Source organism: Methylococcus mesophilus (assembly GCF_026247885.1).
GTDB lineage: Bacteria > Pseudomonadota > Gammaproteobacteria > Methylococcales > Methylococcaceae > Methylococcus > Methylococcus mesophilus.
On the sequence record NZ_CP110921.1, the window covers coordinates 2,428,970 to 2,449,319 of the forward strand.

Genomic DNA, 20,350 nt, shown 5'->3' on the forward strand with positions numbered 1-20,350 from the left:
TGGCATTCATTGATTCCTTTCTTTCCGTTCCGGTCTCGAGGTGAGGTCAGTCGATGTCCCTTTACGCGATGTGTTGTAAGCGCTTCGACGGCATGCTCTGCGGTGCCCGCGTGGCACTCGATAAGGTCGCGCGCCCCGCCGGGCTCTCCGTACTGCGCAAGAGGGTGTCGTCGTGGGTTAGACCTGTGCACGCTGCCTTCATCCTCGACGGTAATCGCCGATACGCCATGAACGCAAAGCTCACAACGTACCGGATGGGGCACGAGATGGGGACGCAGCGCTTCTACGGGTTGATCGAGCTCTGTCACCAGTACGGCATCCCGAACCTGTCCGTATATTCCTTCTCGATTGAGAACTTCAAGCGATCGCAGACGGAGATCACCGCCCTTTTCGACATCCTTCGCACCACGCTTAACGACATGGCCACACCGGGCAACCTGGTCCATCGCCTAGGCTGCCGCATCCGGATCATCGGTGACCGCGCGATGGTGCCCGCCGAGGTCTCGGCCGCCATGCAGCGCGCCGAGCACGCCACCCAGCACCACGCAGCGATGACGGTGTTCATCGGCGTGGCATACGACGGTCGCGAGGAGATCGTGCAAGCGGCGCGGAGGTGTGTCGCCGAGGCCGTGAGCTCTTCGAACGACGCACGGGGTGCGGCCTCGGTGGCGAGTGCGATCACGATCGAAGCGATGACTCGGCACATGTACCTGCGTGCTCACGAAGCCAGCGTGCCGCCCGTCGATCTGGTAGTGCGCGCTGGCGGGGCGAAGCGACTTTCGAGCTTCCTCATGTGGGACGCGTCGCACGCGGAGCTTCATTTCGATCCCGTGCTCTGGCCTGAGTTCGGCGAGCTCGAATTCCTGCGCGCGCTCAGCGAGTTCAATAAGCGTCAGGCGAGCAGCCAAACGGTAGACCTCCGATACTCCTCCAAGGAAGAGCCGCAGCTAGCAGAGGCCAAGCAGTTCGCGGCGTAACACGGGGCGCCGGTACCGGCGAACTCAAACCGCAGATCTCGTCACCCCTTTCCATCGGAACCTTCTCTTGATTGACGTCGACTACGCCGAAAAGTGTTGAAGAGGCCGTAGACGACTGCCTCCCGAATCCAGCGGCCAAGCAATCACGCTTTAATATTCATTAGGTTAAATCTACACGCCCCGCGCAAACGTGACCGAAGATGACCCGCGATGCCGCTTCGTGACCAAACTTGGTCACGATTTGGTCACGCTGGATCTTCACCGCTTCGCCCAAGAACGACGCCCTTCACCTACGGCGGTTGCAGGAATTATCAAATCTTGATAATACGTGCCCTGATCCAGAAGAAGGTGCTTTCTTATGCCGTCCAGCTACGCCATAGGCTCACATTTCGAGCAATTCATTCGCCAGCAAATCCAGAGCGGCCGCTACACCAGCGCCAGCGAAGTCGTGCGCGAAGCCCTGCGCCTGCTCGAAAACCGCGAACGCCTGCGCCAGATCGAGTTTGAAGAGTACCGCGTCAAGATTCGCGACGGCATCGAAAGTCCCGGTGTCCCGGCCGAAGATGTGTTCACACGCCTGGAAGCCAAGTATCAAGCCATGGTCGACCCGAAAGTCTGAAGCCTCATGCGATGCACCTTTTCCGGGCGAGCCGAACTCGATCTCGAAGAAATCGCCGACTACATCGCCCAAGGCAACCCACCCAGGCACTATCCTTTGTCCGAGAAATCCGCCAGCGTTGCCAAGCCATCGTAGACTTTCCCCAGGCCGCACCCCTCCGGCCGGAACTCAGAGAAAACATCCGCATAGTGCCAATCGGCCTGTATTTGATCTTTTACACCACCCACGCGGACCAGTTCCGGATCGAGCGCATCCTGTCCGGCTCTCGCAGCCTGTCGGAAGACTACTTCAGATAAAACGCACCTTGGCTGGGCTGCATTACTCCTTCAGCCCAAAAAGGACAATGCCGGCAATCAGCCCGGCCACGAACGTCGTCCCGATAAGAAATGGAAAGAGTAAATCGCGCTGGTTCCGCCGGATATACCGTCGTATCCTGCGCCTCAGCGACTGGGGTTCTGCCATTCGCCAGTTCCCTTGGTTGTGGACACTCCTACCACCATAGTCCACTCGTAGCGAAAGCTCAGCGACTATCGAGCAACAGAGAGTTTGCAAACTTGAACCAACGATAGTGCCCGCCCTCTTTAGGATTCCGTGCACGTAGACTTCGTAATGAAGGTGGCTTGAGTCTCAACCGAGCGCCTCATACTTCAGCGTACGCTACACGCTAGCCAATCTAAAAAAATCGTCTATCCTGGCTTCGAGGCCTTCTGCGCAAGATGAAATTCCGAATTCATCCGAGCGAGAATAATGTGTGCATTACAGAAAATCAGGTTGAACTGTTAGAAAACGCATATTCCAATCAAATACGTCGCCTCGATGCGCCCAAAGCCATTCAGGCAGACCCTCTTACGCTCAAAAACCTCGTAGAGGCCGGCCTGATTGTACCGGCCGTCCCGCTGGTATCCGGGTGGTATGTGCTGACTGATCTTGGGAAGTTCGTCTTGCGGCATCGTCATCGAGCCGCCCGATCCCCCGACCGCTTCGTATCCGCTCGCCGAAATCTCCCTCTCATCGACGTCGACCACCTTGACTAAAAACCATCGTATTACCTGTGTCCTGCTCTGCGATCGGCCGCCTCTCGCCACAGCGTCGAAGTTTAGTAAAGCAGTAGGTCTTCACCCTTCCCAATAGCAATCTGCGTCTTTTCCCGCTCCGGAATCACTTCAGTATCAAAGAATCGACAGCGACCTTGAGCTGTTCCGCACGCCGAATATTCAGCTCAAACACACAACCAAGGCGCAACATCGCCAGGCCGTTCCCGACCGCCCCGCCACCCAACGACTCGGCAAACGCACACTGAGTCTCCCGGTATCTGACAAAAGCTAGGCTCGAAGCCATCAGCTTCGCCTTTGCAAGCGCCACGTACTTAGTATCTTCATCCCATTTCGCCAGCCTGCCCAACACGTAGTCCTCGGCCTCCTTCAATTTCGTTTCGCTTTCCCCCGCCTTTTTCAACAGGCAAATTCGCATCTCCGCTTCAGAGTACACACTGCACTCCTGCCGAACTCCCAGCGAATCTTGAAGCTCTCCGCCGCTGGAATCCCCGGAAAGGCCGATCACGCCAACGGCCGAAATCAAAACGAAATGGCCAAATCTCCGCAAATCGAACGCTCCTCCTCCCCTAGGTTGGGCCTGAATCTTGGGTCGCAGCCGGCACAAAGTGTGGTGCCTGCGGTGCTTATAAACGCCATCGCCCCATTCACATTGCAACTGTTGCCGATCCAAGACAAATAAATCAAAGGGAATATTGGTGCATTGGGGGGTATTCCACCAATTACCCCATTTTACTCAATGATACAAATTGTTTCGCGCCAGCCAGCAATTGATCTAAGTTATTGATTAATATAAATAACATCTAGAATTATCACCATTACTGACATCGTAAATAGTAACTTGGATTCGGGATTGGCACCGTCGATGCATTATCAGATTCGAAGGACAAAAATCCGATCCTTCAGACGAACCTTACCGACGCAGATTTGAATCGGTCCCTCTAATAGCCAAATCAGCGTCGGCCCTGACTCGTCTCATCTATAGGAGTTACTATGAAAATCCTACACGATCTATTCTCCAGTATCGCCCTGGCTGCTGTCTCGCTAGTCTCTGTCAGTATCGACGTAGCCGACGAAAGGCTTCGAGAAAACACAAATTCCCTAACTACAGTCGTCGTTTACGACCATACCGAAAAGTCCTCAAAAAAGCATACCCATGTCTGAACGCCATTTTTCATATCGGACCGGATATAGAATTCTATAACCTATTACCGCACTGACGACAGCCGCTCCCTAACCGGCCCGCCGTAACGATAGGGCCGAAATGGGGGTGGCCCAAATAATCAGTTTCCCTTCAAACAGAGCTGAAACATTCTCGTTGTGCGGCGTGTTTCGCGCTGGAGCTCGCATCACGCAGGTAGCTTCGCTCTGCCTTTGACCTCTTTTCCAAGCTTCTCAGCTCAGCATAGCTGCCGCCCTGGAATCGACGATCTCCGTCTTCTATCATTGAATTGGTTTAATTCACGCTATGGCTGGTGCATAAAACCAAATAGATATGCACATTCACTTGCAATACCCCTTACAAACTCGGCATATGCTATATGGCATACACTTTGCCTGTGGCACACTTCGATCGGTAGATTTCTTGCCGGAGGCTTTTTCATGCCGCATGCCAAACTCTACTTTCAACGAGGACTTACCCGTGAAAACCTGCATAAATACAGCTTTATTTCTTCTAATCGGAACTTCAAGCCTATTAGGGGCTGCAAATGTCCAGGCGCATGAAGCCCGTTGTCTGAAAAGCACCGTCCACAACGACCCATGTTATTACCTCGTCCTCGTCGGATTCACTCACGAACCCGCCCTGGCCAATGAAATGAACGGTGTCGACCTCTGGATCAAGAAGAACGTAGGCACCCCAACTACGCTTGACCTAACAAAGACCGTTCCAGACTTTGACGACGATACCAAAAACGGGGGAGCCCAATACGTCCCAGTCGATGTAATGAGTCAAGACACCATAATGGACGTCATGGTGCACGTCTTGCGGCTCAAAAAACAAACCCACGTAACGAGCGACACTGACAAGAACGTCATTAGCGCCACCATGCTCATGCCATACCTTGGCTATGACATGATGGGGCCGCTCGTACAAAGCATGGACCCAATGTTCAACTATAAATACACAGCGCGCTTCATGACAGGCCCAACCGGCCCAAAAACCGGCGCGTCCTCAAGTGTACAAGGTGTCGGTGCATACGGATTTCACATCATGGCAATGATTAACGACGAAATGTATGATGAAATTTTTGTCTGTGGCGCCGGATCGACAAATCCCACAGGCGACGCTTTCTCCTGCGTAGGCTCGCCTCAAAAGATCAAGTAGACGCTTTGACGAGCCTTGGGGGGGGTTCGCGCTAGGCGGCCTCATGGCTCAGAAGGGACTTCTGAAGTCGTCGAACGCGACACCCGAATCGCTCAGGGTCGGCATTCGAGTCACTAATGAAAGCACCGTGTCGATCGATCGCCGGATCTCCGAACCCAAGCCGGTCGCCAGTTGCTCATACCATTCGAATGCCTCGGCCAATCCCTGGTCCGCCCTCGGCGCAAGACGCACAGTGGCCGTCATCGGCCATTCGTGAATCGCCGCCTGACCTCATCCCAGGAAGATCGCAGACTTTCGTGCTTCACCAGCGCACCCATTCGCTTCTCGAACTCCCACGCCTAAGCCTCGGACAAACCGAAATTCTCCTGCGGAACGGCTATGCTATCCCACAAGTCCGCCACGATCTGCATACGCTCCGGGTGACCTGCTCCCCGATTTAGTCCGAAACGGACATAGAGTCTGCGGTTAAAAATGTGTCTGCAAACTGATCTGGCGTCAGGTAAGCCAACGAACTGTGGGGGCGTTGCTCATTGTATTCCCGACGCCACTCCTCAATGACTTGGCGAGCATGGCGCATCGAGACGAACCAATGCTCGTTCAGGCATTCATCCCGGAATTTGCCGTTGAAGCTTTCGATGTAGGCGTTCTGCTGTGGCTTACCTGGCTGGATGAAGCTCAAGCACAGTCCTTGGCTATCGGCCCATTCATCCAAAGCCTTGCCGGCAAACTCGGGGCCGTTGTCGACGGTGACTGATTTGGGCAATCCGCGGATCTCTGCCAGCCGTTGCAGCACACCGACTACACGTCTGCCAGGCAGCGAAGTATCGACTTCGATGGCCAAGCACTGCTTCGTGAAGTCATCGACGATATTCAGGCACCGCAGCCGCCGACCATCGGCCAAACCGTCCGAAACATAGTCCATAGACCAACTCTCGTTAGGCGCCGATGGCGCGACCTTGATTTGGCGCTCCACGCCGGCAATGCGCTTCCGCTTTCGTTTGCGGACCATCAGGCCGGCCTCGTGATACACGCGATAGGTGCGCTTTCGGTTGATTTCCCAACCCTCTCGGCAAAGTAGCACGTGCAGCCGGCGATACCCATAGCGCCGCTTCTGCGCTGCCAATTCGCACAGTCGTTCCTTGAGCTCCTGGTCTACTGGCCGCTTAGCTTCGTAGCGATACAGCGACCGAGAAATACCGATCAGCCCACAAGCCCGCGTGACGCCCATCTGGTGCTTTGTCATCAGATGGGAGACCGCCACCCTCTTGGCTTGTGGGCTTACCACTTTCGGCCTACAACCTCTTTCAACGCAGCATTGTCCAGCATCGCCTCCGCCAGCAGGCGCTTGAGCCGGGCATTCTCGGTCTCCAGTGCCTTGAGCCGCTGCGCATCCGACACTGTCAGGCCGCCGTATTTCGCTTTCCAGTTGTAGTACGTCGCCTCGCTGAGCCCGTGCTTGCGGCACAGCTCCGCTACTTTTAGGCCGGCTTCGGCTTCCTTCAGGATGCCAATGATCTGTTCTTCGGTGAAACGCTTCTTCATGCTGCCTCCTATCGAGGCAGACTCTACATCACGACCGGACTAATCTCGGGGAGCAGGTCACGGGGATCGAAAGCCCCTTCAAGGATTCCAGGAGTTGGGTGCTTACGATTTCTGGCATGTTCTTGCCTCGTCGATTTCGTGCCGGGTGAGGACTTTCATCTGGACCGGGCGCGATAGGCTTCTGCGCGCAGAATGGGCTGCCCACATAGAACAGCCCGAATGATCAGACCCGGAAACGTCACAATTGATCGGGCGATATCCCCAAGAGGGTGCATGTAGATTGGTGGATTACTGGCTTTGTGGAGTCGAACAGAGCCACGAGCGACTGAATTCACAGCTCGAACCTCTGGCACCGGCATTGCTTGAGGCCTTACGTACTCTTCGACCGTCTCCCTTCAAATTCCGGATCTGTCTCTATGCGCTTTGAACGAACCAGCCACCGAATTGCCCCACGTCGCACCAAAAATCACCTGAGCTGGCGTCTCGGTCTCGGGACACTGGTCGCCGGATTAGGATACGGCACCCTATGCAATGCGCACTCAAGCAGCCCAGTGCATATCACTGCTGCGAAGCTCAATCCGGGAACCGGGAATATCACAGTCAGTGGAAAATGGGACTGCTCCGGTACAGCGCTCAAAGGCCCCATCGACATCATCGCAACCGTGGAGGAAGAGCGAGGTGAGGCAAATACACTTCTGATAGACGAATCGTTTGAGCCCTACGCAATCGGCATCGCCGTCATCGATGGATGCAGAGACGAACGGCCTCAAACCTGGTCAGTCTCCGTTGGAGCCCTCCATCACAACGCCATTCATTCCGGCTCGATGGTGCACTGTGCCGTTACACTGTCACCCCGCGAGACTCACGAAGGCGATTTGCCGCTGATCTCCACCGAAACCGATCGTCGCCTTGGAGGTGGATAAAGCGCCAATCAGCCTGCGTGAACCGCCCCGCATGGCCTCGGGAACGTTAATGGTAATGCGTTGGAGCGTCTTTCCTGGAGCGGTAATATGGCTCCTCCTGCAAACCCGGTGAAGCCCAAGCCATGTGCGGCCGCTACTCCCTCAAAGGCACCTTCGAAGACATCACCGAAAATTTCAAAGTCGACCGGCGCCTGAGAGACATCGCCAAAGCCGTCCTCCGCTACAACATCGCCCCCTCCCAGCAAATCGTCGCCGTCCGCACTGCCCCCGACGGCCTGCGCGAACTCGTCCCGCTCAAGTGGGGACTGCTCCCCAGCTGGTCCAAAGAACCCAAGGCCGAATACAGCACCATCAACGCCCGCGCCGAAACCGTCGCCGAAAAACCCGCCTACCGCGCAGCCTTCAAGCATCGGCGCTGCCTCATCCCCGCCGACGGCTTCTACGAATGGCAAGCCCGGCCAGGCTTCAAACTCAAGCAACCCTGGTACATCCAACTCACCGGCGGCGAACTGTTCGCCTTCGCCGGCCTCTGGGAACGCTGGGAGCCCCGCCCCGGCCAATCCGGCGAACCCATCGAAACCTGCACCATCATCGTCACCGACGCCAACGCACTCATGCGCCCGATCCACGACCGCATGCCCGTCATTCTTGACCCGGCCGCCTACGACGTCTGGCTCGATCCAGCCTTCCACGAACGCGAAGCGCTTCAGTCCCTCCTCCGCCCGTACCCCGCCGACGAAATGACCGCATGGAGAGTCAGCACCCACGTCAACGGTCCAAAGAACGACGATGCCGCATGCCTGGAACCCATAGAAGAAGATGAAGGATAAGACCAGCCGCCTTAATAACCCGATTGATCCTTCGCCACTTCCATCATTGTCCTAATTGACAACAAAAAAGGCTGTTGTCAGACTCTCCAACATGAATGCCGAACGCCTCGTCAAAGAACGTCTTTCGCAAGGAGACAACGGCTTTGTCGAACTGGTTCTTTGGCGGGTTCCGCAGCCGGTTCCCGGCAGCTTGCACCTGTTCAAGTATCGCCTGGCCTATGTCGTCGAAGGGGAATGCGTTCTGCGTTACGACAACGAAGCCGGCAAAGGCGACCACAAGCACCTGGGCGACACCGAGAGCGTTTATGTATTCAGTACACCCGAACGCCTGCTGGCCGATTTTTGGGCCGATGTAGACAACTGGAGAACAACACATGAATGAAGTCATCATTGGCGTAGCCAGCCGGGAACAGGTATCCGCCCGGTTCCTTCAAGCCTTCGAGACCGGGCAGCCCCAGGGCGCTCGAATCAACTTCGAGACCGAAGAACAGCTCTGGAAAACCCTCACCCCCAAGCGCTGGGACATCCTCAAGAAAATGACCGGCGCCGGCCCTATGACCATACGCGAAGTCTCACGACGGGTGGGTCGCGACGTCAAAGCCGTGCACGGCGACGTCAAAGCCCTCCTCAACGCCGGCTTGCTCGACAAGACCGAAAGCAACAAGATCGTCTTCCCTTACGATTCCGTGCATGTCGACTTCATCATGAAGGCAGCGTGAGTCTTGACCGTGCTACGCCGGCTGAACCGGCAAATTCGGAGAGAGAAGGGACCGATGAAATACCGCAATCCAATCGCGTAGATCGTAGCCACCACAATCGTAAATTATCCTGCCGCGCCTCACGCACGCGACCCCGGCGTCAACCAGGCCGGTGCCGCCGCTCGGCAGGCTTCCAGTCCGCGGGCGTCGCCTGCGCCTTGATCTGTTCTCGTTCTTCCTCGGTGACGTGCTGCCGGGGCACGGGAACCCGGCTGGCGTCCACGATCTGACCGCCTCGCGCGATATAGCCGTGCCGCGCCAGTTGCCGGTTCACCGCCTCGAACAGCGCGTCCCCGGCCTGCGCCGCCGTCAACCGCTCGCGGAAAGTCCATAACGTGGTCCGGTCCGGCACCTGACTGCTGTGCCGCAGGCCGAGGAAACGCTGGAAGCTCAGCCGGTCCAGCACCTGGTATTCCATCTGCTCGTCGCTGAGCCCGTACAAGTTCTGGAGGATCAAAGCACGGACCATCAGTTCGGTGGGGAACGGCGGACGTCCGCCCCGTTCACGGCTGGGTCGCGGGGCCGCGCGGTCGATTTCGGCGGCCAGCGCCTTGAAGTCGATGTGCCTCTCCATTGCTCGCAGTACATCGCCCAGCCGGTCCAGCTTGGCTTCGCGTTCCTCGGCGGCGAATAGGCTCTCTTTGATCATGGCGCTTCAGCTAGGAAATTCAGGTCCGGTATTGTCCCATGACCCCGGTTTTTCGAGGCGCCCCGTAGCTTCGTGGCTTGTCATGGAAGGGGTTCCGCTTGTCGAGGTTCGTGATGTGTTACGGCATAGCACCGTCAAGATGACGGAACGCTACGCTGATTTGCGCCCGGAGAACGTTCGCGCGGTCGTTGGGAAAATCAGAGGGATGTCACGTTTTAGTCACGCAAAGAGCGAAGACATCGCGACGAATCGCCCGAAGATTCATTAATCTATTGATTTTGAAAGAGGAGATTGGCGCCCCGGATACGATTCGAACGTACGACCTTCCCCTTAGGAGGGGGACGCTCTATCCTACTGAGCTACCGGGGCGTTGAGATGAGGGAGGCTGCCGCGCTTCGGGCGGCCTCCGCCTTATCGAAGGCTTACGGCGCATTTTAGCCTTTATAAACATGGTTTTCCAATTTGAGCCAGGGAGTCATGGATGCAGGGATGCTCGCCGCGCTCTGCCGACTTCCCCATCCTAAGCAACCGACGCTGCCCAACCATTGGAGGATTGGCATGCAGAAACGCGCTCGTCTCGTCTTGATCTGTTCCTTAGTACTGGCGGGCTGTTCCGCCAATCCCCTGCTTCCCGAAGCCCGCGCCGTCAGAATCGTCACCAGCGAACCGGCCGGTTGCGAATATCTGGGCGAGGTCACAGGAAATCAGGGCAACTTCTTCACCGGCGACTTCACCAGCAATGCGAACCTGGAGACCGGCGCGCGCAACGGGATGAAAAACGAGGCGGCCAGGCTGGGAGCGAATACGGTGCAGATCCTGACCAGCCGGGCGGGGGAAACCGGCAGCATGAGCATTTCCAATGGTTCCGGCAGCGGCCATGTGGCCGAGACGAACGTGACCTACTCGGGGATCGCCTACAAGTGTCCGGGCCGATGATCCGGCCGGTTCAGCGACCCAGCGCTTGCTGAATCCTGAATAGGATGCCGGAAACGGTCGCCGCAAAGGTGGCCGCATCCGCCCCCCGCCCGATCCCGAACCGGGGGATGGTGAACCGGTCGGCCGGGTTCTTCCAGACGCCGGGACGGGTGAGGACGGCGCCTTCGAAACCCAGCCTCCGGCAGAGCGGGATGTGCTCCGGCGTCCATCCGCCGTTCGGAAAGCAGAAATATCCGCCATACCCCGGCAAGGTATTGAGGATTTCCAGCGACTGCAGCAGAGTCCGCTCCGCTTCGGCCTGGCTCAGGCGGGGGAGAATCTCGTGGCGATGGGTATGGGAGCCGAAGCGGACCAAGCCGCTCGCCGCCATCTCGCCGATTTCCTCCCGGTTCAAGGGCCGGTAAGCTTCGACCGCGTCCTCCGAAATCGTGCCGGCGTCGGGATACCCTCGCAGCAAAGCGTCCACGGCATCGTCGATGCTGTCCGGGTGCGCATTGGCCTTGACGTCTTCCTTGATGCGCTTGAGCTCGGCAAGCGCCACCCTTCCGCGCAGCGCCATCTGCAAACGGTCGAACCAGAACAGGCGCCGGGTGCCGACCGCGCCAGTGACGAGAAAGACGGTAGCGGGAAACCCGAACTCCCGCAGGATAGGGAACGCCACACGGAAGTTGTTGGCATAGCCGTCGTCGAAGGTCAGGGCAACCGGGGGCCTGCCATCATCTTTCCCCTCCCAGGCCCGTTCCAAGGGAACGACGCGGTAATGCCGGTCAAGGTGTTGCATCTGGCTTCTGAATTCGGAGGCCCGAACCTGCAGCCAGTCGCCTTCCGCCAAATCGAAACCGTCCTCCATGACGCCGTGGTACATCAGCACGGTGACGCCGCCGCGGTTGATCCGCCGCGCGATGGCATTCGCGCCGGCCAGGGCCAGACCCTGGGCTAGAACGCTCTTGAGCATGACCTTCCTCCCTCTATGATGGTTTCAGACCCTGTCGCCTTCGGCGCGCTTGAGTTCCAAAGCTGCCCGGTACAGGTCCTCCCGGCGCGCACCGGTGATCCTGGCCGCAATCCCGGCAGCGCTCTTGACCGAGCATTCTTCCAGCAGCAGTTTCAATACCCGCAAGGCCTCCGGCGACGGCCCGGCTTGGGCCGGTTCGGGCTTGGCGCCCTCGATCATCACCACGAATTCGCCTTTACTGTTTTCCGGCGCCCCGTCCATGAGCGCCGGCATGTCCACGGCAGGGGCGCACAGGAAGCTCTCGTGCAGCTTGGTCAGCTCTCGCGCCACCACGACCCGGCGCTCCGCCGGGAAAACCACGGCGATATCGGCGATGCAATCCCGGATCCGGTGGCTGGCTTCGTAGAACACCAGGGTGCGCTCGTCGGCCACCAGCGATTCGAACGAGCGCCGCCTGGCGACTCCGGTGCGCGGCGCAAAGCCCTCGAAAGCGAAGCGCGCGGCGGACAAGCCCGAAGCGGACAAAGCGGCGATGAGGGCACAGGCGCCGGGTACCGGTGTTACGATGATGCCGGCGGCACGGGCGCGGCTCACCAGCGGGAAACCCGGATCGTTGATCAGCGGCGTACCGGCGTCGCTGATCAGCGCGATACACTGGCCGGCTTGGAGCCGGTCGATCAGGCGATCGGATGCCTGCTGCTCGTTGTGCTCGTGCAGAGCGAACAGCGGCCGGTTGATGCCGTAGCGATCCAGCAAAGGCCGGCTGTGGCGGGTGTCCTCCGCGGCGATCAGATCGACCGCCTTGAGGATTTCCACGGCCCGAAAGCTGATATCGCCCAGATTGCCGATCGGCGTGGCAACTAGGTATAGTACTCCGTTTATCTGCTCAGACGCCTGCATTTTCTAAATGGAATCAAAGGGTTCGACATGCGCATAGTCACTCGAGTCGCCGCCCTGGCGATCACCGCCGCCCTGGCCGGCTGCGCCAGCCTGAAACCCGCGGCGACCGATCCTGCCGCCAGACTGTCGGCGGAGGCACAAACCCGGCTGCGGGCGGGCGATTTCTCCGGCGCCGGCCAGCTCTACGAAAAGGCGGGCCGCATTTCGAACGTGCCAGACTACTTCCGTCTGCGCGCCGCCGACGCCTATCTGCGCGCGGGCGATTCGGCGGCCTCGCGGCGGCTGCTGGGATCGGTCGACCCGCGGCGGCTGGACGAGGACGACCACATTCTTTACGGGCTGCTCAACGCCCGCATCGACCTCAACGCCGGGCGCGCCAGGGAAGCGATGTCCAAGCTGGACAGCCTCGATTACTCCCAGATGACCCTGGCCCAGAAAGGGCATTATCACACGCTGCGCGCCTCGGCCTACAACCAGATGGGGAACATGGTGGAAAGCGCCAGGGAGCGCATCGCCGCCGGCCCCCTGCTGAGTTCGCCGGACGCCGTGCAGAAGAATAACGAGGCGATCTTCGACGCCCTCAGCCGGGTTCCCGGTCCGGTGCTGGACCAACAGTCCGAGGCTGCGACCGGGGTGTTCGAAGGCTGGGTGGCGCTGGCCAGACTGGTCCGCCAGACCACCACGCCGGATCAGCGCGCCAAGGCCATCGCGGACTGGAACGCACGCTATCCCAACCATCCGGCCCACGGCGCTTTCGCAGACGCCCTGGCCCGGCGCAGCGATGTGGCGGCGACCGAACCGGCGGGCACTGCCGCGCCGGCTGCGGAAACCAAACCCGCCGTTCAGATCACGCCTCTGGCCGAACCCGGCGGCAGCCGGTCGGCGCCCGTGGTCGCGGTCCTGCTGCCGCTCTCCGGCGCCTATGCCGCGCCGGCCGAAGCGATCCGGACCGGCATCGACGCCGCCCACGACGCGGACATCGCCCAGAACAGGCCAGCACTACGCTTTTACGACACCCAGACCGGGGACGTGCCGGGCCTGTACCGGAAGGCCCTGGCCGAAGGTGCAAGCCAGATCATCGGCCCGTTGCTGAAGGAAGACGTCGCCGCCCTCGCCACCAGCGGCGAGCTGCCGACCCCGGTGCTGGCGCTGAACGAAAATCCCGTCGTCAGTGCCACCCAATTGTTCCAGTTCGGCCTTACCCCCGAGCAGGAGGTCGAGCAGGTCGCGGCAAGCGCCCGTCTGGACAATCGCCACACGGCCCTGCTGATTGCACCGTCGTCGGCTTACGGCCAACGGGTGGCGAACCACTTCAGCGACTATTGGCGCCGCGCCGGCGGACGCATCGCGGCGGCGAAAACCTATGCGGCGGGGGGCAACGATTACTCAACGGTACTGGAAGACGTCGCCCTGCTGGTGGGACAAGGCGGTCAAACCACGCCGGTGCCCTACGAAAACGTGGCGGACTTCATTTTCCTGGCGGCCGACGAGCACGACGGGCGCATCATCAAGCCCTATCTCGAATCGCTGGGCGTGAACTTGCCGGTCTACGCGATGTCCTCGCTCTATTCCGGACAGCCCGACCCAGGATTGGGCCGCGAACTGAACGGCGTGGTGTTCTGCGACATCCCCTGGCTGCTGGACGAGACCGCCGGCGACGCCTTGTCCGGGCGCGCGCTGGAAGCCAAGGTCACGCAGACCCCTCAGGACTACCGGAAGCTGATCGCCATGGGAATCGACGCCTATCGCCTCGCCGGCCGGCTCGACGATCTGCGCTCCGGAGGGCGCTTCGACGGCGCGACCGGTATACTCACGGCGGGCGAAGGCAACCGCATCCGCCGCCAGTTGAGCTGCGCGCAGTTCGAGGGCAACACGCCGCGCCTGATCGGGCCGGCGCCGTCGCGGTAAATGAGTCGATCCGTCGGGCTGACCGGGCCCCAGGCCGAAAGCTGGGCGGCGGAATACCTCACGGCGCGCGGCCTGCGCCTGATCGAGCGGAACTACCGCTGCCGCTCGGGCGAAATCGATCTGATCATGGCCGAAGGCACCGCGGTGGTCTTCGTCGAGGTCCGCTACCGCAGCAGCCGCCGCTACGGCGGCGCGCTGGAAAGCGTCGACCGCCACAAATGCCGGCGGCTGCTGGCCGCGGCGCAGCATTACATGGTCGAACGCAGTGTCAAAGGTGCAGTCCGGCTGGACGTGGTGGCGGTTTCGCCGGGAACCGCCGGTCCGGAGGCGGAATGGATCAGGAACGCAATCGAGGCGCAATGAGCCCACACGAACGTATCGAGCGCCATTTCAGCGCGCATGTCGAAGCCGCCCAGGAAGCCCTGACCATGCTCGGGGATCTGATCGAGGTCGCCGCGGCACGGCTGGCCAACTGCCTGCTGTCCGACGGCAAGATCCTGTGCTGCGGCAACGGCGGCTCGGCCGCCCAGGCCCAGCATTTCTCCTCGGAGATGCTCAACCGCTTCGAACGCGAGCGGCCGGGCCTGCCGGCCTTGGCCCTGACCACGGATACCTCGACCCTCACCTCCATCGCCAACGACTACCACTTCGACGAGGTTTTCGCCAAGCAGGTGCGGGCACTTGGGCACGCCGGCGATATCCTCCTCATCTACAGCACCAGCGGCATCTCGCCCAGCGTGCTCTCGGCCGCGGTGGCGGCCCATGACCGCGACATGAGCATCATCGCCCTGAACGGCCGCGACGGCGGCACCCTGGCACCGCTGCTGCGCGAGACCGACGTGGAAATCCGCGTCACCGCACCCAGCACCGCCCGCATCCAGGAGATCCATCTGCTGATCACCCATTGCCTGTGCGATCTGGTGGACCACCAATTGTTTGGCGAATAGCGGAAGGGAACTGGACGATGACCGTGCCCGAAGGATTCCTCCGCGAGCTGGAACGGATCTTCCCGGCCGGCAGCCGTCATACCGATCCGGCCCAGTGCTGGGCCTACGGCTATGACAACAGCAAGCGCCAGGCGCTGCCCGATGCCGTGGTGTTTCCCCGGTCGCATGAGGATGTCGTGGCCCTGGTCAGACTATGCAACCGCCACCGCGTCCCGCTCACCGCCCGTGGCCGCGGTACCGGCACCACCGGCGCCACCGTGCCCATCGCAGGCGGCGTGGTCGCCTCGCTGGAACGCATGACCCGGATCATCGAGATCTCGCCCGACAACCGCTTCGCCGTGGTCGAGCCCGGCGTCACCAACCAGGCGCTGCAGGACGCGGTGAAGCCGCACGGCTTCTTCTGGCCGCCCGATCCCACCAGCGCCGAGTTTTGCAGCGTCGGCGGCAATCTCGCCTACAACTCCGCCGGCCCACGCGCCGTGAAATACGGCACGCCGCGGGAAAACACCCTGGGGCTCCGGGCCGTGACCGGCGCCGGCGAGGAGCTGCGCTGCGGGGTCTACACCACCAAGGGCGTGGTGGGCTACGACCTGACCCGGCTCATCATCGGCTCCGAGGGCACGCTGGCCATCATCACCGAAGCCACCCTCAAACTCACCCCATTGCCCTCGGCCAAGCGCACCCTGCGGGCCATCTATGCGGACGTGGCTTCCGCCGCCCGCGCCATCGCCCGGATCATGGCGCAGCCGGTGATTCCCTGCGCCTTGGAGTTCATCGACGGCAACGCCATCGCCCTGGTGCGGCGCTACGCCGCCGTCGATTTGCCGGAAGATGCCGCCGCCCTGCTGATGATCGAAGTGGACGGCTCGCCCGAGAGCCTGGACGCCGCCGTCGAATCCCTGCGCGAAGCGGCCTCCCTGGACGGGCTGGTGGAGTTCCGCGCAGCCCGCACCGCCGCCGAGGTCGATGCCCTGTGGAGCATCCGCAAAGCGCTGTCACCCTCGCTGCGCAAGGTCGCGCCGAAGAAGCTCAACGAGGACGTGGTGGTGCCGGTGACCGAACTGCCAGCCCTGATCGCCGGCCTCGACGAACTATCGAAAAAGCACGCCATTCCCATCGTCAACTTCGGCCATGCCGGCAACGGCAACATCCACGTCAATCTGCTGTTCGACCCGGACCGGGCGGACGAGAACGAGCGCGCCCATGCCTGTTTGCACGAGATGTTCGCGCTGGTGCTCGAACTGCGCGGTACCCTGTCGGGCGAGCACGGCGTCGGCATCGAGAAGCGGGACTACGTCGGCAAGGAACTGGACCGGACCTCGCTGGCGCTGATGCATGCCATCAAGCGCCAGTTCGATCCGTACGGCATCCTCAATCCCGGCAAATCCTTTCCGGCGGAAGAGGCACCGCCTCCGGCATGACGACGAAGCTGGGCGACAGGCTCGCGGCCTTGTGGCGCATCATCCGCACCGTCACTGGGGACGACGCCTACGAGCGCTATCTGGAACACTGGCGCGAACATCACGCGGACGAAGGCGTGCCGCTGAGCCGCAAAGCATTTTATCGGGCAGAGCTGCAGCGCCGCTGGAGCAGCGTCCGGCGCTGCTGCTGAACCGGCTCAGAGCTTGCTCTTGATACGCTCGTAAGCCTTCTTGACTTCGTCGCCGAGCACCTGAACGCCCGCCCAGACGTCTTCCGAGGCGTCCTTGGCCTCGTCCGCCGCCCCGGCCACCCTGGCCTTCAGCTCCTCCAGCTGTTCCTCTGCCTTTTCCCACTCGTCGCGGACGTTCATGCGCGCCAGATCCAGTTGCACGACGATCTCGTCGCGCTGCTGCATCAATCCGTCGCGAAATTTTTCCATCTCGTCTTTCAGGTTCATGGTGCGTTCTCCTCATCCAGTCAACCTACCGGCATTGCCTTGAAGCGGAGCCGGGCCGGAGACAACATAGCAGCTTATCGCAGAATACTGCCAGTATGGCGCTGCAAACCCAACGCCGGTCGCGAAAGGGTAACGGTGCATTTCGTATCATGCCGTCGGTGGCCGGTTGCGCGGGCGCATGGTCCGCATATCTAATGGGCGCAGTTTCTTATCGTCATTCAGGACAATAACGATGATCCATCAACACACCACGCTCGAACGCCTTCCCGAGGCCTACAAGATCCTTTTCACCGGCTTCCTGCTGGTCATCGGCATCGGTCTGCTGATGGCCGGGGAGCAGATCATGCTGACCCACGGCAAGGCAGACGGCAAACCGGGCCTTTCCATCAACGACATCATCTATAGCTATTACGGCAACCGCACCGGCTCCAAGCTGGAAACCATGCTCAAAGGCCAGATGGAACCCATGGCACCGGACGAGGTGCGGTTCGAGCTGATCGAATGGGCGGAAGACGGCGCGCCGATGACCGAATGGTCGTCCAAGATCAAGCCTCGGCTGGACCAATACTGCGTGAGTTGCCACAACGCGGAATCGGGCCTGCCGGACTTCACCAAGCCGGAGAACGTGCAGAAAGTCGCCGAGATCGACCACGGCGCCTCGATCACTTCACTGACCCGCGTCTCCCACATCCATTTATTCGGCATCGCCTTCATCTTCATGTTCGTCGGCTGGATCTTCGGCTTGGCCGAATTCCCCCGAAAATGGAAGCTGATCCTCATCGCCACGCCCTTCGCCTTCCTCATCATCGACGTTCTTTCGTGGTGGCTGACCAAGTTCTTCTCGATCTTCGCCTGGCTGACGATGATCGGCGGCATCGGCTACAGCTTGGCCTCGACGGCGATGATCGTCACCGCGCTGGCGCAGATGTGGCTGCCGCGCAAGCAGTGGCTGACGTATTGGACTTCCGAGCAGCCGGCGGACGGCGAGCAGCCGTGACCGCAGAAGACAGCGCCCGTGCTGCCCTGGCGGCCAATCCTTTCCCGCCCAATCCGTGGGTACGGCTCGCCGATGACGGCATCGTCATCAGAGCAGGCTATAGCGAAGCGCTGCACCGGATGCTGCGCTGGGTACCGAAGGTCAGATGGGTGCCCGAGAAACGCCACTGGTGGGTGCCGCTGTCCGGCGCCGAACTGATACGGTCGGTTCTTCCCGAAATCTCGCGCTTGGCCGAGGCCACGCATGAGGAGTTCGGCGCACCGCTCGCCCCGGCTCGCGAGACGCTGCCGGCGGAAAAGGAAGAGACCCTGTCCGGTGCGCCGTCCCAGCCCATTTTCGACCCCGGCGCACCGGAGCGGGATCTGTTCCGCAACGCCGCGCGTTTTCTATTCGGCAGCGACTGGCAACGGGACACCGCTCGAGCCCTGGGCCGGGACGAAGCCACACTTGCCTGCTGGCTGGTGGGCGAAAAGGTCGTGGAGGACGACCCCAGGGTCTTGCTGAACGAGATGCTTGCTTTGATGCACCGGCGCGCAGCTGCAATCGGCGCAGCCGCCGATCAACTGGCCGAAGCCATCGAAAGGAAAAAACTCTAGCCGGGGTGATCGATCCCGCTGTCCAGCGCCACCGGAAACCGGTGGCGCTGGAACCGGCGGCTAGCCGGGCTGCATCTCATCCGCATTGGCGATCAATTCGAAGCGTGTAATCTCGTCGAATACTTCGTTGGGAATCGTGTGCTCGTATTGGTTTTCATACCAGCTACGGCAATACGGCAGGAAAATCCGGCCCTGATGAATAGCGTGCAAAACCTTATCCCCGCGGTAAAGCGCGTAATCGACCCCGGTGTTGTCCCCGACGCTGCTCCAATCGTCACCAAACGCCTCGAACTGGATGACGATTTTGGAGAACAAGCGACCCGCTTCGGTGGTTTTGATCGCAGTGACGCGAATATTCTGATAACGCCGGGCAATCGGGCCGGTATCCAGGGTTTGCAAAAATTCCGGCAACTTCCCTTTTTTTACCCGCGTGGTTTCGTCAACCGGAACCCCCAGATTGGCAAGTCCGGACGTCTTGGCGTCCGCCAGTTCGATGGCAGCGATGCTTTTCGTTAATACGGCCATATGGCTTCTCGATAAGGTTGAAGTAGTGCCCCGCCTGGAGCAGGACTGATAGGTGCGTCTGAAATGGTTACTGACTTGACCCGTTCGGGGTGTGTCCGCTGTGGCGGCCGGCGCCAAAACGTGACTCCTCGTCCACCCCCTGGGCACGGGGTTACGCCGGAGAAATTCCGGATCGGGCGCGAAGACCGATCGCTCGCCGAACACCCCGCCGAAATCGCAGAGCGGAATAACGCGATCCTGCAGCGAGTGGGGATCGATACAAACGATGCCCCGTACTACCACGCCCCCCCGCCTGCACGCTCCCTCGTGCGATGATGTCGTACGGACAAAAGTGCAAGATCATGCTGCCGTCGTTCAGCATGACTTGGGTCGAGACGCCTTTGTCGATCAAGCGAATCAATTAGCTTACCTGGTTGGTCCGTTTCATGCCGCTCTGCCGCAAGGCGCAATTATCCCCCGCATTGCCCAGTTCGGGAGCCGCTTCGCCCCCCTTTATTACCCTCCGATCAGGCAGTGCATTGTTTCCGGCAAATGGCTAATGCGATGTCCGATGCAGGCAGCAGGCCCGGTATCCGCTGGCCCGGCGACCGATTCGTTCATTGCCAGAAATCCTAGCGACACAGAAAACTCACATCCCTCTTGTCCCGGCAGCCTATGCATGCGCAAACCTCCTTGGCACATCGGTCGACGTTGTGGCACGATACGCCGGCCTCGTTCTGCGGCTTTCGGCACATCCACAGGCGGCGTCCGTCCCTGCGATACGCGCGTTGCGCTTGCCGGTTCAGGCGATACCAGGACACGACACGGACTCCGGACCCTCTGGCTGCAAGAATCACTCATGAACATAAACTTTCGCCGATGTCGGCATGCTGGCCATTGCCTCGCTCCCACGCGGCACATCCGTTGTTATCGCGCCGACGTCACTCAGCTCAGCCCCTATCCATACACGACACTATCCGGCAACGAGATATCAGGTTAATCACTGACGCAGTGAGTAACCCACCCCCATTAATCGCCCGACTGAAAGCAAC

Annotated in this window: 25 protein-coding genes and 1 tRNA gene; 17 read left to right on the top strand and 9 right to left on the bottom strand. The window is 60.3% G+C overall.

Annotation, left to right across the window (positions count from 1 at the left end):
• Positions 1-53: 53 nt before the first annotated feature.
• The 4 genes from uppS to OOT43_RS20590 all read left to right on the top strand — a co-directional run bounded on the left by uppS (position 54) and on the right by OOT43_RS20590 (position 1,892).
• The gene (gene uppS / locus OOT43_RS11435; RefSeq protein ID WP_266020710.1) at positions 54-977 is read left to right on the top strand and encodes a polyprenyl diphosphate synthase; all 924 of its coding nucleotides are present in this window, start codon (positions 54-56) and stop codon (positions 975-977) included.
• A gap of 358 nt (positions 978-1,335) precedes the next feature.
• A complete protein-coding gene (locus OOT43_RS11440) occupies positions 1,336-1,596 on the top strand; it encodes a type II toxin-antitoxin system ParD family antitoxin (RefSeq protein ID WP_266020711.1) in 261 nt (86 codons plus the stop codon).
• A gap of 6 nt (positions 1,597-1,602) precedes the next feature.
• Complete coding sequence (locus OOT43_RS11445) at positions 1,603-1,731, top strand: hypothetical protein (protein WP_266020712.1); 129 nt, start codon at positions 1,603-1,605, stop codon at positions 1,729-1,731.
• Complete coding sequence (locus OOT43_RS20590) at positions 1,725-1,892, top strand: hypothetical protein (protein WP_394358054.1); 168 nt, start codon at positions 1,725-1,727, stop codon at positions 1,890-1,892. Before OOT43_RS11445 ends, OOT43_RS20590 begins: the two co-directional genes overlap by 7 nt.
• An 862-nt stretch (positions 1,893-2,754) precedes the next feature.
• Here the strand turns inward: OOT43_RS20590 and OOT43_RS11450 are convergent.
• A complete protein-coding gene (locus OOT43_RS11450; RefSeq protein WP_266020713.1) occupies positions 2,755-3,198 on the bottom strand; it encodes a lysozyme inhibitor LprI family protein in 444 nt (147 codons plus the stop codon).
• 1,092 nt (positions 3,199-4,290) lie between these two features.
• Between OOT43_RS11450 and OOT43_RS11455 the strand changes: the two genes are divergently transcribed.
• Positions 4,291-4,974, top strand: coding sequence for a hypothetical protein (locus OOT43_RS11455; RefSeq protein WP_266020714.1), 684 nt, complete (start codon positions 4,291-4,293; stop codon positions 4,972-4,974).
• 48 nt (positions 4,975-5,022) lie between these two features.
• Here the strand turns inward: OOT43_RS11455 and OOT43_RS11460 are convergent, their stop codons facing one another.
• Together OOT43_RS11460 and OOT43_RS11465 are read right to left on the bottom strand one after the other, a co-directional pair.
• Positions 5,023-5,217 (bottom strand): hypothetical protein, encoded by a 195-nt coding sequence (locus tag OOT43_RS11460; protein WP_266020715.1) that lies wholly within the window; start codon positions 5,215-5,217, stop codon positions 5,023-5,025.
• Positions 5,218-5,410: 193 nt separating this feature from the next.
• Positions 5,411-6,516 (bottom strand): IS3 family transposase gene (locus OOT43_RS11465; RefSeq protein ID WP_394358008.1). Its coding sequence is split into 2 segments (ribosomal slippage): positions 5,411-6,258 and positions 6,258-6,516, totalling 1,107 coding nucleotides; the frame shifts between segments, so codons are not numbered across the junction.
• A gap of 416 nt (positions 6,517-6,932) precedes the next feature.
• On the opposite strand from OOT43_RS11465, the gene OOT43_RS11470 reads away from it, so the two are divergent.
• The 4 genes from OOT43_RS11470 to OOT43_RS11485 all read left to right on the top strand — a co-directional run bounded on the left by OOT43_RS11470 (position 6,933) and on the right by OOT43_RS11485 (position 8,988).
• Entirely contained in the window at positions 6,933-7,439 is a 507-nt protein-coding gene (locus OOT43_RS11470; protein WP_266020717.1) for a hypothetical protein, read from the top strand.
• 122 nt (positions 7,440-7,561) lie between these two features.
• Positions 7,562-8,269 (top strand): SOS response-associated peptidase, encoded by a 708-nt coding sequence (locus OOT43_RS11475; RefSeq protein WP_266020718.1) that lies wholly within the window; start codon positions 7,562-7,564, stop codon positions 8,267-8,269.
• Between the two features lie 91 nt (positions 8,270-8,360).
• Positions 8,361-8,651, top strand: a complete 291-nt coding sequence (locus OOT43_RS11480; protein WP_266020719.1) for a toxin-antitoxin system TumE family protein — start codon at positions 8,361-8,363, stop codon at positions 8,649-8,651.
• Entirely contained in the window at positions 8,644-8,988 is a 345-nt protein-coding gene (locus OOT43_RS11485; protein ID WP_266020720.1) for an HVO_A0114 family putative DNA-binding protein, read from the top strand. Before OOT43_RS11480 ends, OOT43_RS11485 begins: the two co-directional genes overlap by 8 nt.
• 139 nt (positions 8,989-9,127) lie before the next feature.
• Here OOT43_RS11485 and OOT43_RS11490 read toward each other — a convergent pair whose 3' ends face one another.
• A complete protein-coding gene (locus tag OOT43_RS11490; protein ID WP_394358009.1) occupies positions 9,128-9,676 on the bottom strand; it encodes an IS5 family transposase in 549 nt (182 codons plus the stop codon).
• 292 nt (positions 9,677-9,968) lie between these two features.
• Positions 9,969-10,045, bottom strand: a tRNA-Arg gene (locus OOT43_RS11495).
• Between the two features lie 189 nt (positions 10,046-10,234).
• Here OOT43_RS11495 and OOT43_RS11500 point away from each other — a divergent pair.
• Positions 10,235-10,612 (top strand): DUF4156 domain-containing protein, encoded by a 378-nt coding sequence (locus OOT43_RS11500; RefSeq protein ID WP_266020721.1) that lies wholly within the window; start codon positions 10,235-10,237, stop codon positions 10,610-10,612.
• Positions 10,613-10,622: 10 nt separating this feature from the next.
• Here OOT43_RS11500 and OOT43_RS11505 read toward each other — a convergent pair whose 3' ends face one another.
• Positions 10,623-11,567, bottom strand: a complete 945-nt coding sequence (locus OOT43_RS11505) for a polysaccharide deacetylase family protein (RefSeq protein ID WP_266020722.1) — start codon at positions 11,565-11,567, stop codon at positions 10,623-10,625.
• A gap of 24 nt (positions 11,568-11,591) precedes the next feature.
• Complete coding sequence (gene rsmI / locus OOT43_RS11510) at positions 11,592-12,467, bottom strand: 16S rRNA (cytidine(1402)-2'-O)-methyltransferase (RefSeq protein WP_266020723.1); 876 nt, start codon at positions 12,465-12,467, stop codon at positions 11,592-11,594.
• A gap of 27 nt (positions 12,468-12,494) precedes the next feature.
• On the opposite strand from rsmI, the gene OOT43_RS11515 reads away from it, so the two are divergent.
• From OOT43_RS11515 to OOT43_RS11535, 5 genes are read left to right on the top strand one after another with little or no spacing between them, the layout of a single operon-like run.
• Positions 12,495-14,375, top strand: coding sequence for a penicillin-binding protein activator (locus OOT43_RS11515; RefSeq protein ID WP_266020724.1), 1,881 nt, complete (start codon positions 12,495-12,497; stop codon positions 14,373-14,375).
• Complete coding sequence (locus OOT43_RS11520) at positions 14,376-14,738, top strand: YraN family protein (RefSeq protein ID WP_266020725.1); 363 nt, start codon at positions 14,376-14,378, stop codon at positions 14,736-14,738.
• Positions 14,735-15,322, top strand: coding sequence for a phosphoheptose isomerase (locus OOT43_RS11525; protein WP_266020726.1), 588 nt, complete (start codon positions 14,735-14,737; stop codon positions 15,320-15,322). Before OOT43_RS11520 ends, OOT43_RS11525 begins: the two co-directional genes overlap by 4 nt.
• A gap of 17 nt (positions 15,323-15,339) precedes the next feature.
• Positions 15,340-16,743: an FAD-binding oxidoreductase gene (locus OOT43_RS11530; protein ID WP_266020727.1), complete on the top strand. Its 1,404-nt coding sequence runs from the start codon at positions 15,340-15,342 to the stop codon at positions 16,741-16,743.
• Positions 16,740-16,934, top strand: coding sequence for a YbdD/YjiX family protein (locus tag OOT43_RS11535; protein WP_266020728.1), 195 nt, complete (start codon positions 16,740-16,742; stop codon positions 16,932-16,934). Before OOT43_RS11530 ends, OOT43_RS11535 begins: the two co-directional genes overlap by 4 nt.
• Positions 16,935-16,940: 6 nt before the next feature.
• On the opposite strand, the gene OOT43_RS11540 is transcribed toward OOT43_RS11535, so the two are convergent.
• On the bottom strand, positions 16,941-17,201 hold the full coding sequence (locus OOT43_RS11540) for a hypothetical protein (protein ID WP_266020729.1): 261 nt from the start codon (positions 17,199-17,201) through the stop codon (positions 16,941-16,943).
• Between the two features lie 232 nt (positions 17,202-17,433).
• On the opposite strand from OOT43_RS11540, the gene OOT43_RS11545 reads away from it, so the two are divergent.
• The gene (locus OOT43_RS11545; RefSeq protein WP_266020730.1) at positions 17,434-18,198 is read left to right on the top strand and encodes an elongation factor-1 alpha; all 765 of its coding nucleotides are present in this window, start codon (positions 17,434-17,436) and stop codon (positions 18,196-18,198) included.
• Positions 18,195-18,794: a hypothetical protein gene (locus OOT43_RS11550; RefSeq protein WP_266020731.1), complete on the top strand. Its 600-nt coding sequence runs from the start codon at positions 18,195-18,197 to the stop codon at positions 18,792-18,794. The genes OOT43_RS11545 and OOT43_RS11550 overlap by 4 nt, the downstream gene beginning before the upstream one ends.
• Before the next feature lie 60 nt (positions 18,795-18,854).
• On the opposite strand, the gene OOT43_RS11555 is transcribed toward OOT43_RS11550, so the two are convergent.
• On the bottom strand, positions 18,855-19,319 hold the full coding sequence (locus OOT43_RS11555) for a hypothetical protein (RefSeq protein WP_266020732.1): 465 nt from the start codon (positions 19,317-19,319) through the stop codon (positions 18,855-18,857).
• Positions 19,320-20,350 lie beyond the last annotated feature (1,031 nt).

Coding starts and splice junctions, on each gene's coding strand:
- OOT43_RS11445 (WP_266020712.1), top strand. CDS start 1,603: ATGCGATGCACCTTTTCCGGGCGAGCCGAACTCGATCTCGAAGAAATC.
- OOT43_RS11440 (WP_266020711.1), top strand. CDS start 1,336: ATGCCGTCCAGCTACGCCATAGGCTCACATTTCGAGCAATTCATTCGC.
- uppS (WP_266020710.1), top strand. CDS start 54: ATGTCCCTTTACGCGATGTGTTGTAAGCGCTTCGACGGCATGCTCTGC.
- OOT43_RS11545 (WP_266020730.1), top strand. CDS start 17,434: ATGATCCATCAACACACCACGCTCGAACGCCTTCCCGAGGCCTACAAG.
- OOT43_RS11540 (WP_266020729.1), bottom strand. CDS start 17,201: ATGAACCTGAAAGACGAGATGGAAAAATTTCGCGACGGATTGATGCAG.
- OOT43_RS11525 (WP_266020726.1), top strand. CDS start 14,735: ATGAGCCCACACGAACGTATCGAGCGCCATTTCAGCGCGCATGTCGAA.
- OOT43_RS11515 (WP_266020724.1), top strand. CDS start 12,495: ATGCGCATAGTCACTCGAGTCGCCGCCCTGGCGATCACCGCCGCCCTG.
- rsmI (WP_266020723.1), bottom strand. CDS start 12,467: ATGCAGGCGTCTGAGCAGATAAACGGAGTACTATACCTAGTTGCCACG.
- OOT43_RS11520 (WP_266020725.1), top strand. CDS start 14,376: ATGAGTCGATCCGTCGGGCTGACCGGGCCCCAGGCCGAAAGCTGGGCG.
- OOT43_RS11490 (WP_394358009.1), bottom strand. CDS start 9,676: ATGATCAAAGAGAGCCTATTCGCCGCCGAGGAACGCGAAGCCAAGCTG.
- OOT43_RS11485 (WP_266020720.1), top strand. CDS start 8,644: ATGAATGAAGTCATCATTGGCGTAGCCAGCCGGGAACAGGTATCCGCC.
- OOT43_RS11500 (WP_266020721.1), top strand. CDS start 10,235: ATGCAGAAACGCGCTCGTCTCGTCTTGATCTGTTCCTTAGTACTGGCG.
- OOT43_RS11460 (WP_266020715.1), bottom strand. CDS start 5,217: ATGACGGCCACTGTGCGTCTTGCGCCGAGGGCGGACCAGGGATTGGCC.
- OOT43_RS11470 (WP_266020717.1), top strand. CDS start 6,933: ATGCGCTTTGAACGAACCAGCCACCGAATTGCCCCACGTCGCACCAAA.
- OOT43_RS11475 (WP_266020718.1), top strand. CDS start 7,562: ATGTGCGGCCGCTACTCCCTCAAAGGCACCTTCGAAGACATCACCGAA.
- OOT43_RS11555 (WP_266020732.1), bottom strand. CDS start 19,319: ATGGCCGTATTAACGAAAAGCATCGCTGCCATCGAACTGGCGGACGCC.
- OOT43_RS11530 (WP_266020727.1), top strand. CDS start 15,340: ATGACCGTGCCCGAAGGATTCCTCCGCGAGCTGGAACGGATCTTCCCG.
- OOT43_RS11505 (WP_266020722.1), bottom strand. CDS start 11,567: ATGCTCAAGAGCGTTCTAGCCCAGGGTCTGGCCCTGGCCGGCGCGAAT.
- OOT43_RS11480 (WP_266020719.1), top strand. CDS start 8,361: ATGAATGCCGAACGCCTCGTCAAAGAACGTCTTTCGCAAGGAGACAAC.
- OOT43_RS11535 (WP_266020728.1), top strand. CDS start 16,740: ATGACGACGAAGCTGGGCGACAGGCTCGCGGCCTTGTGGCGCATCATC.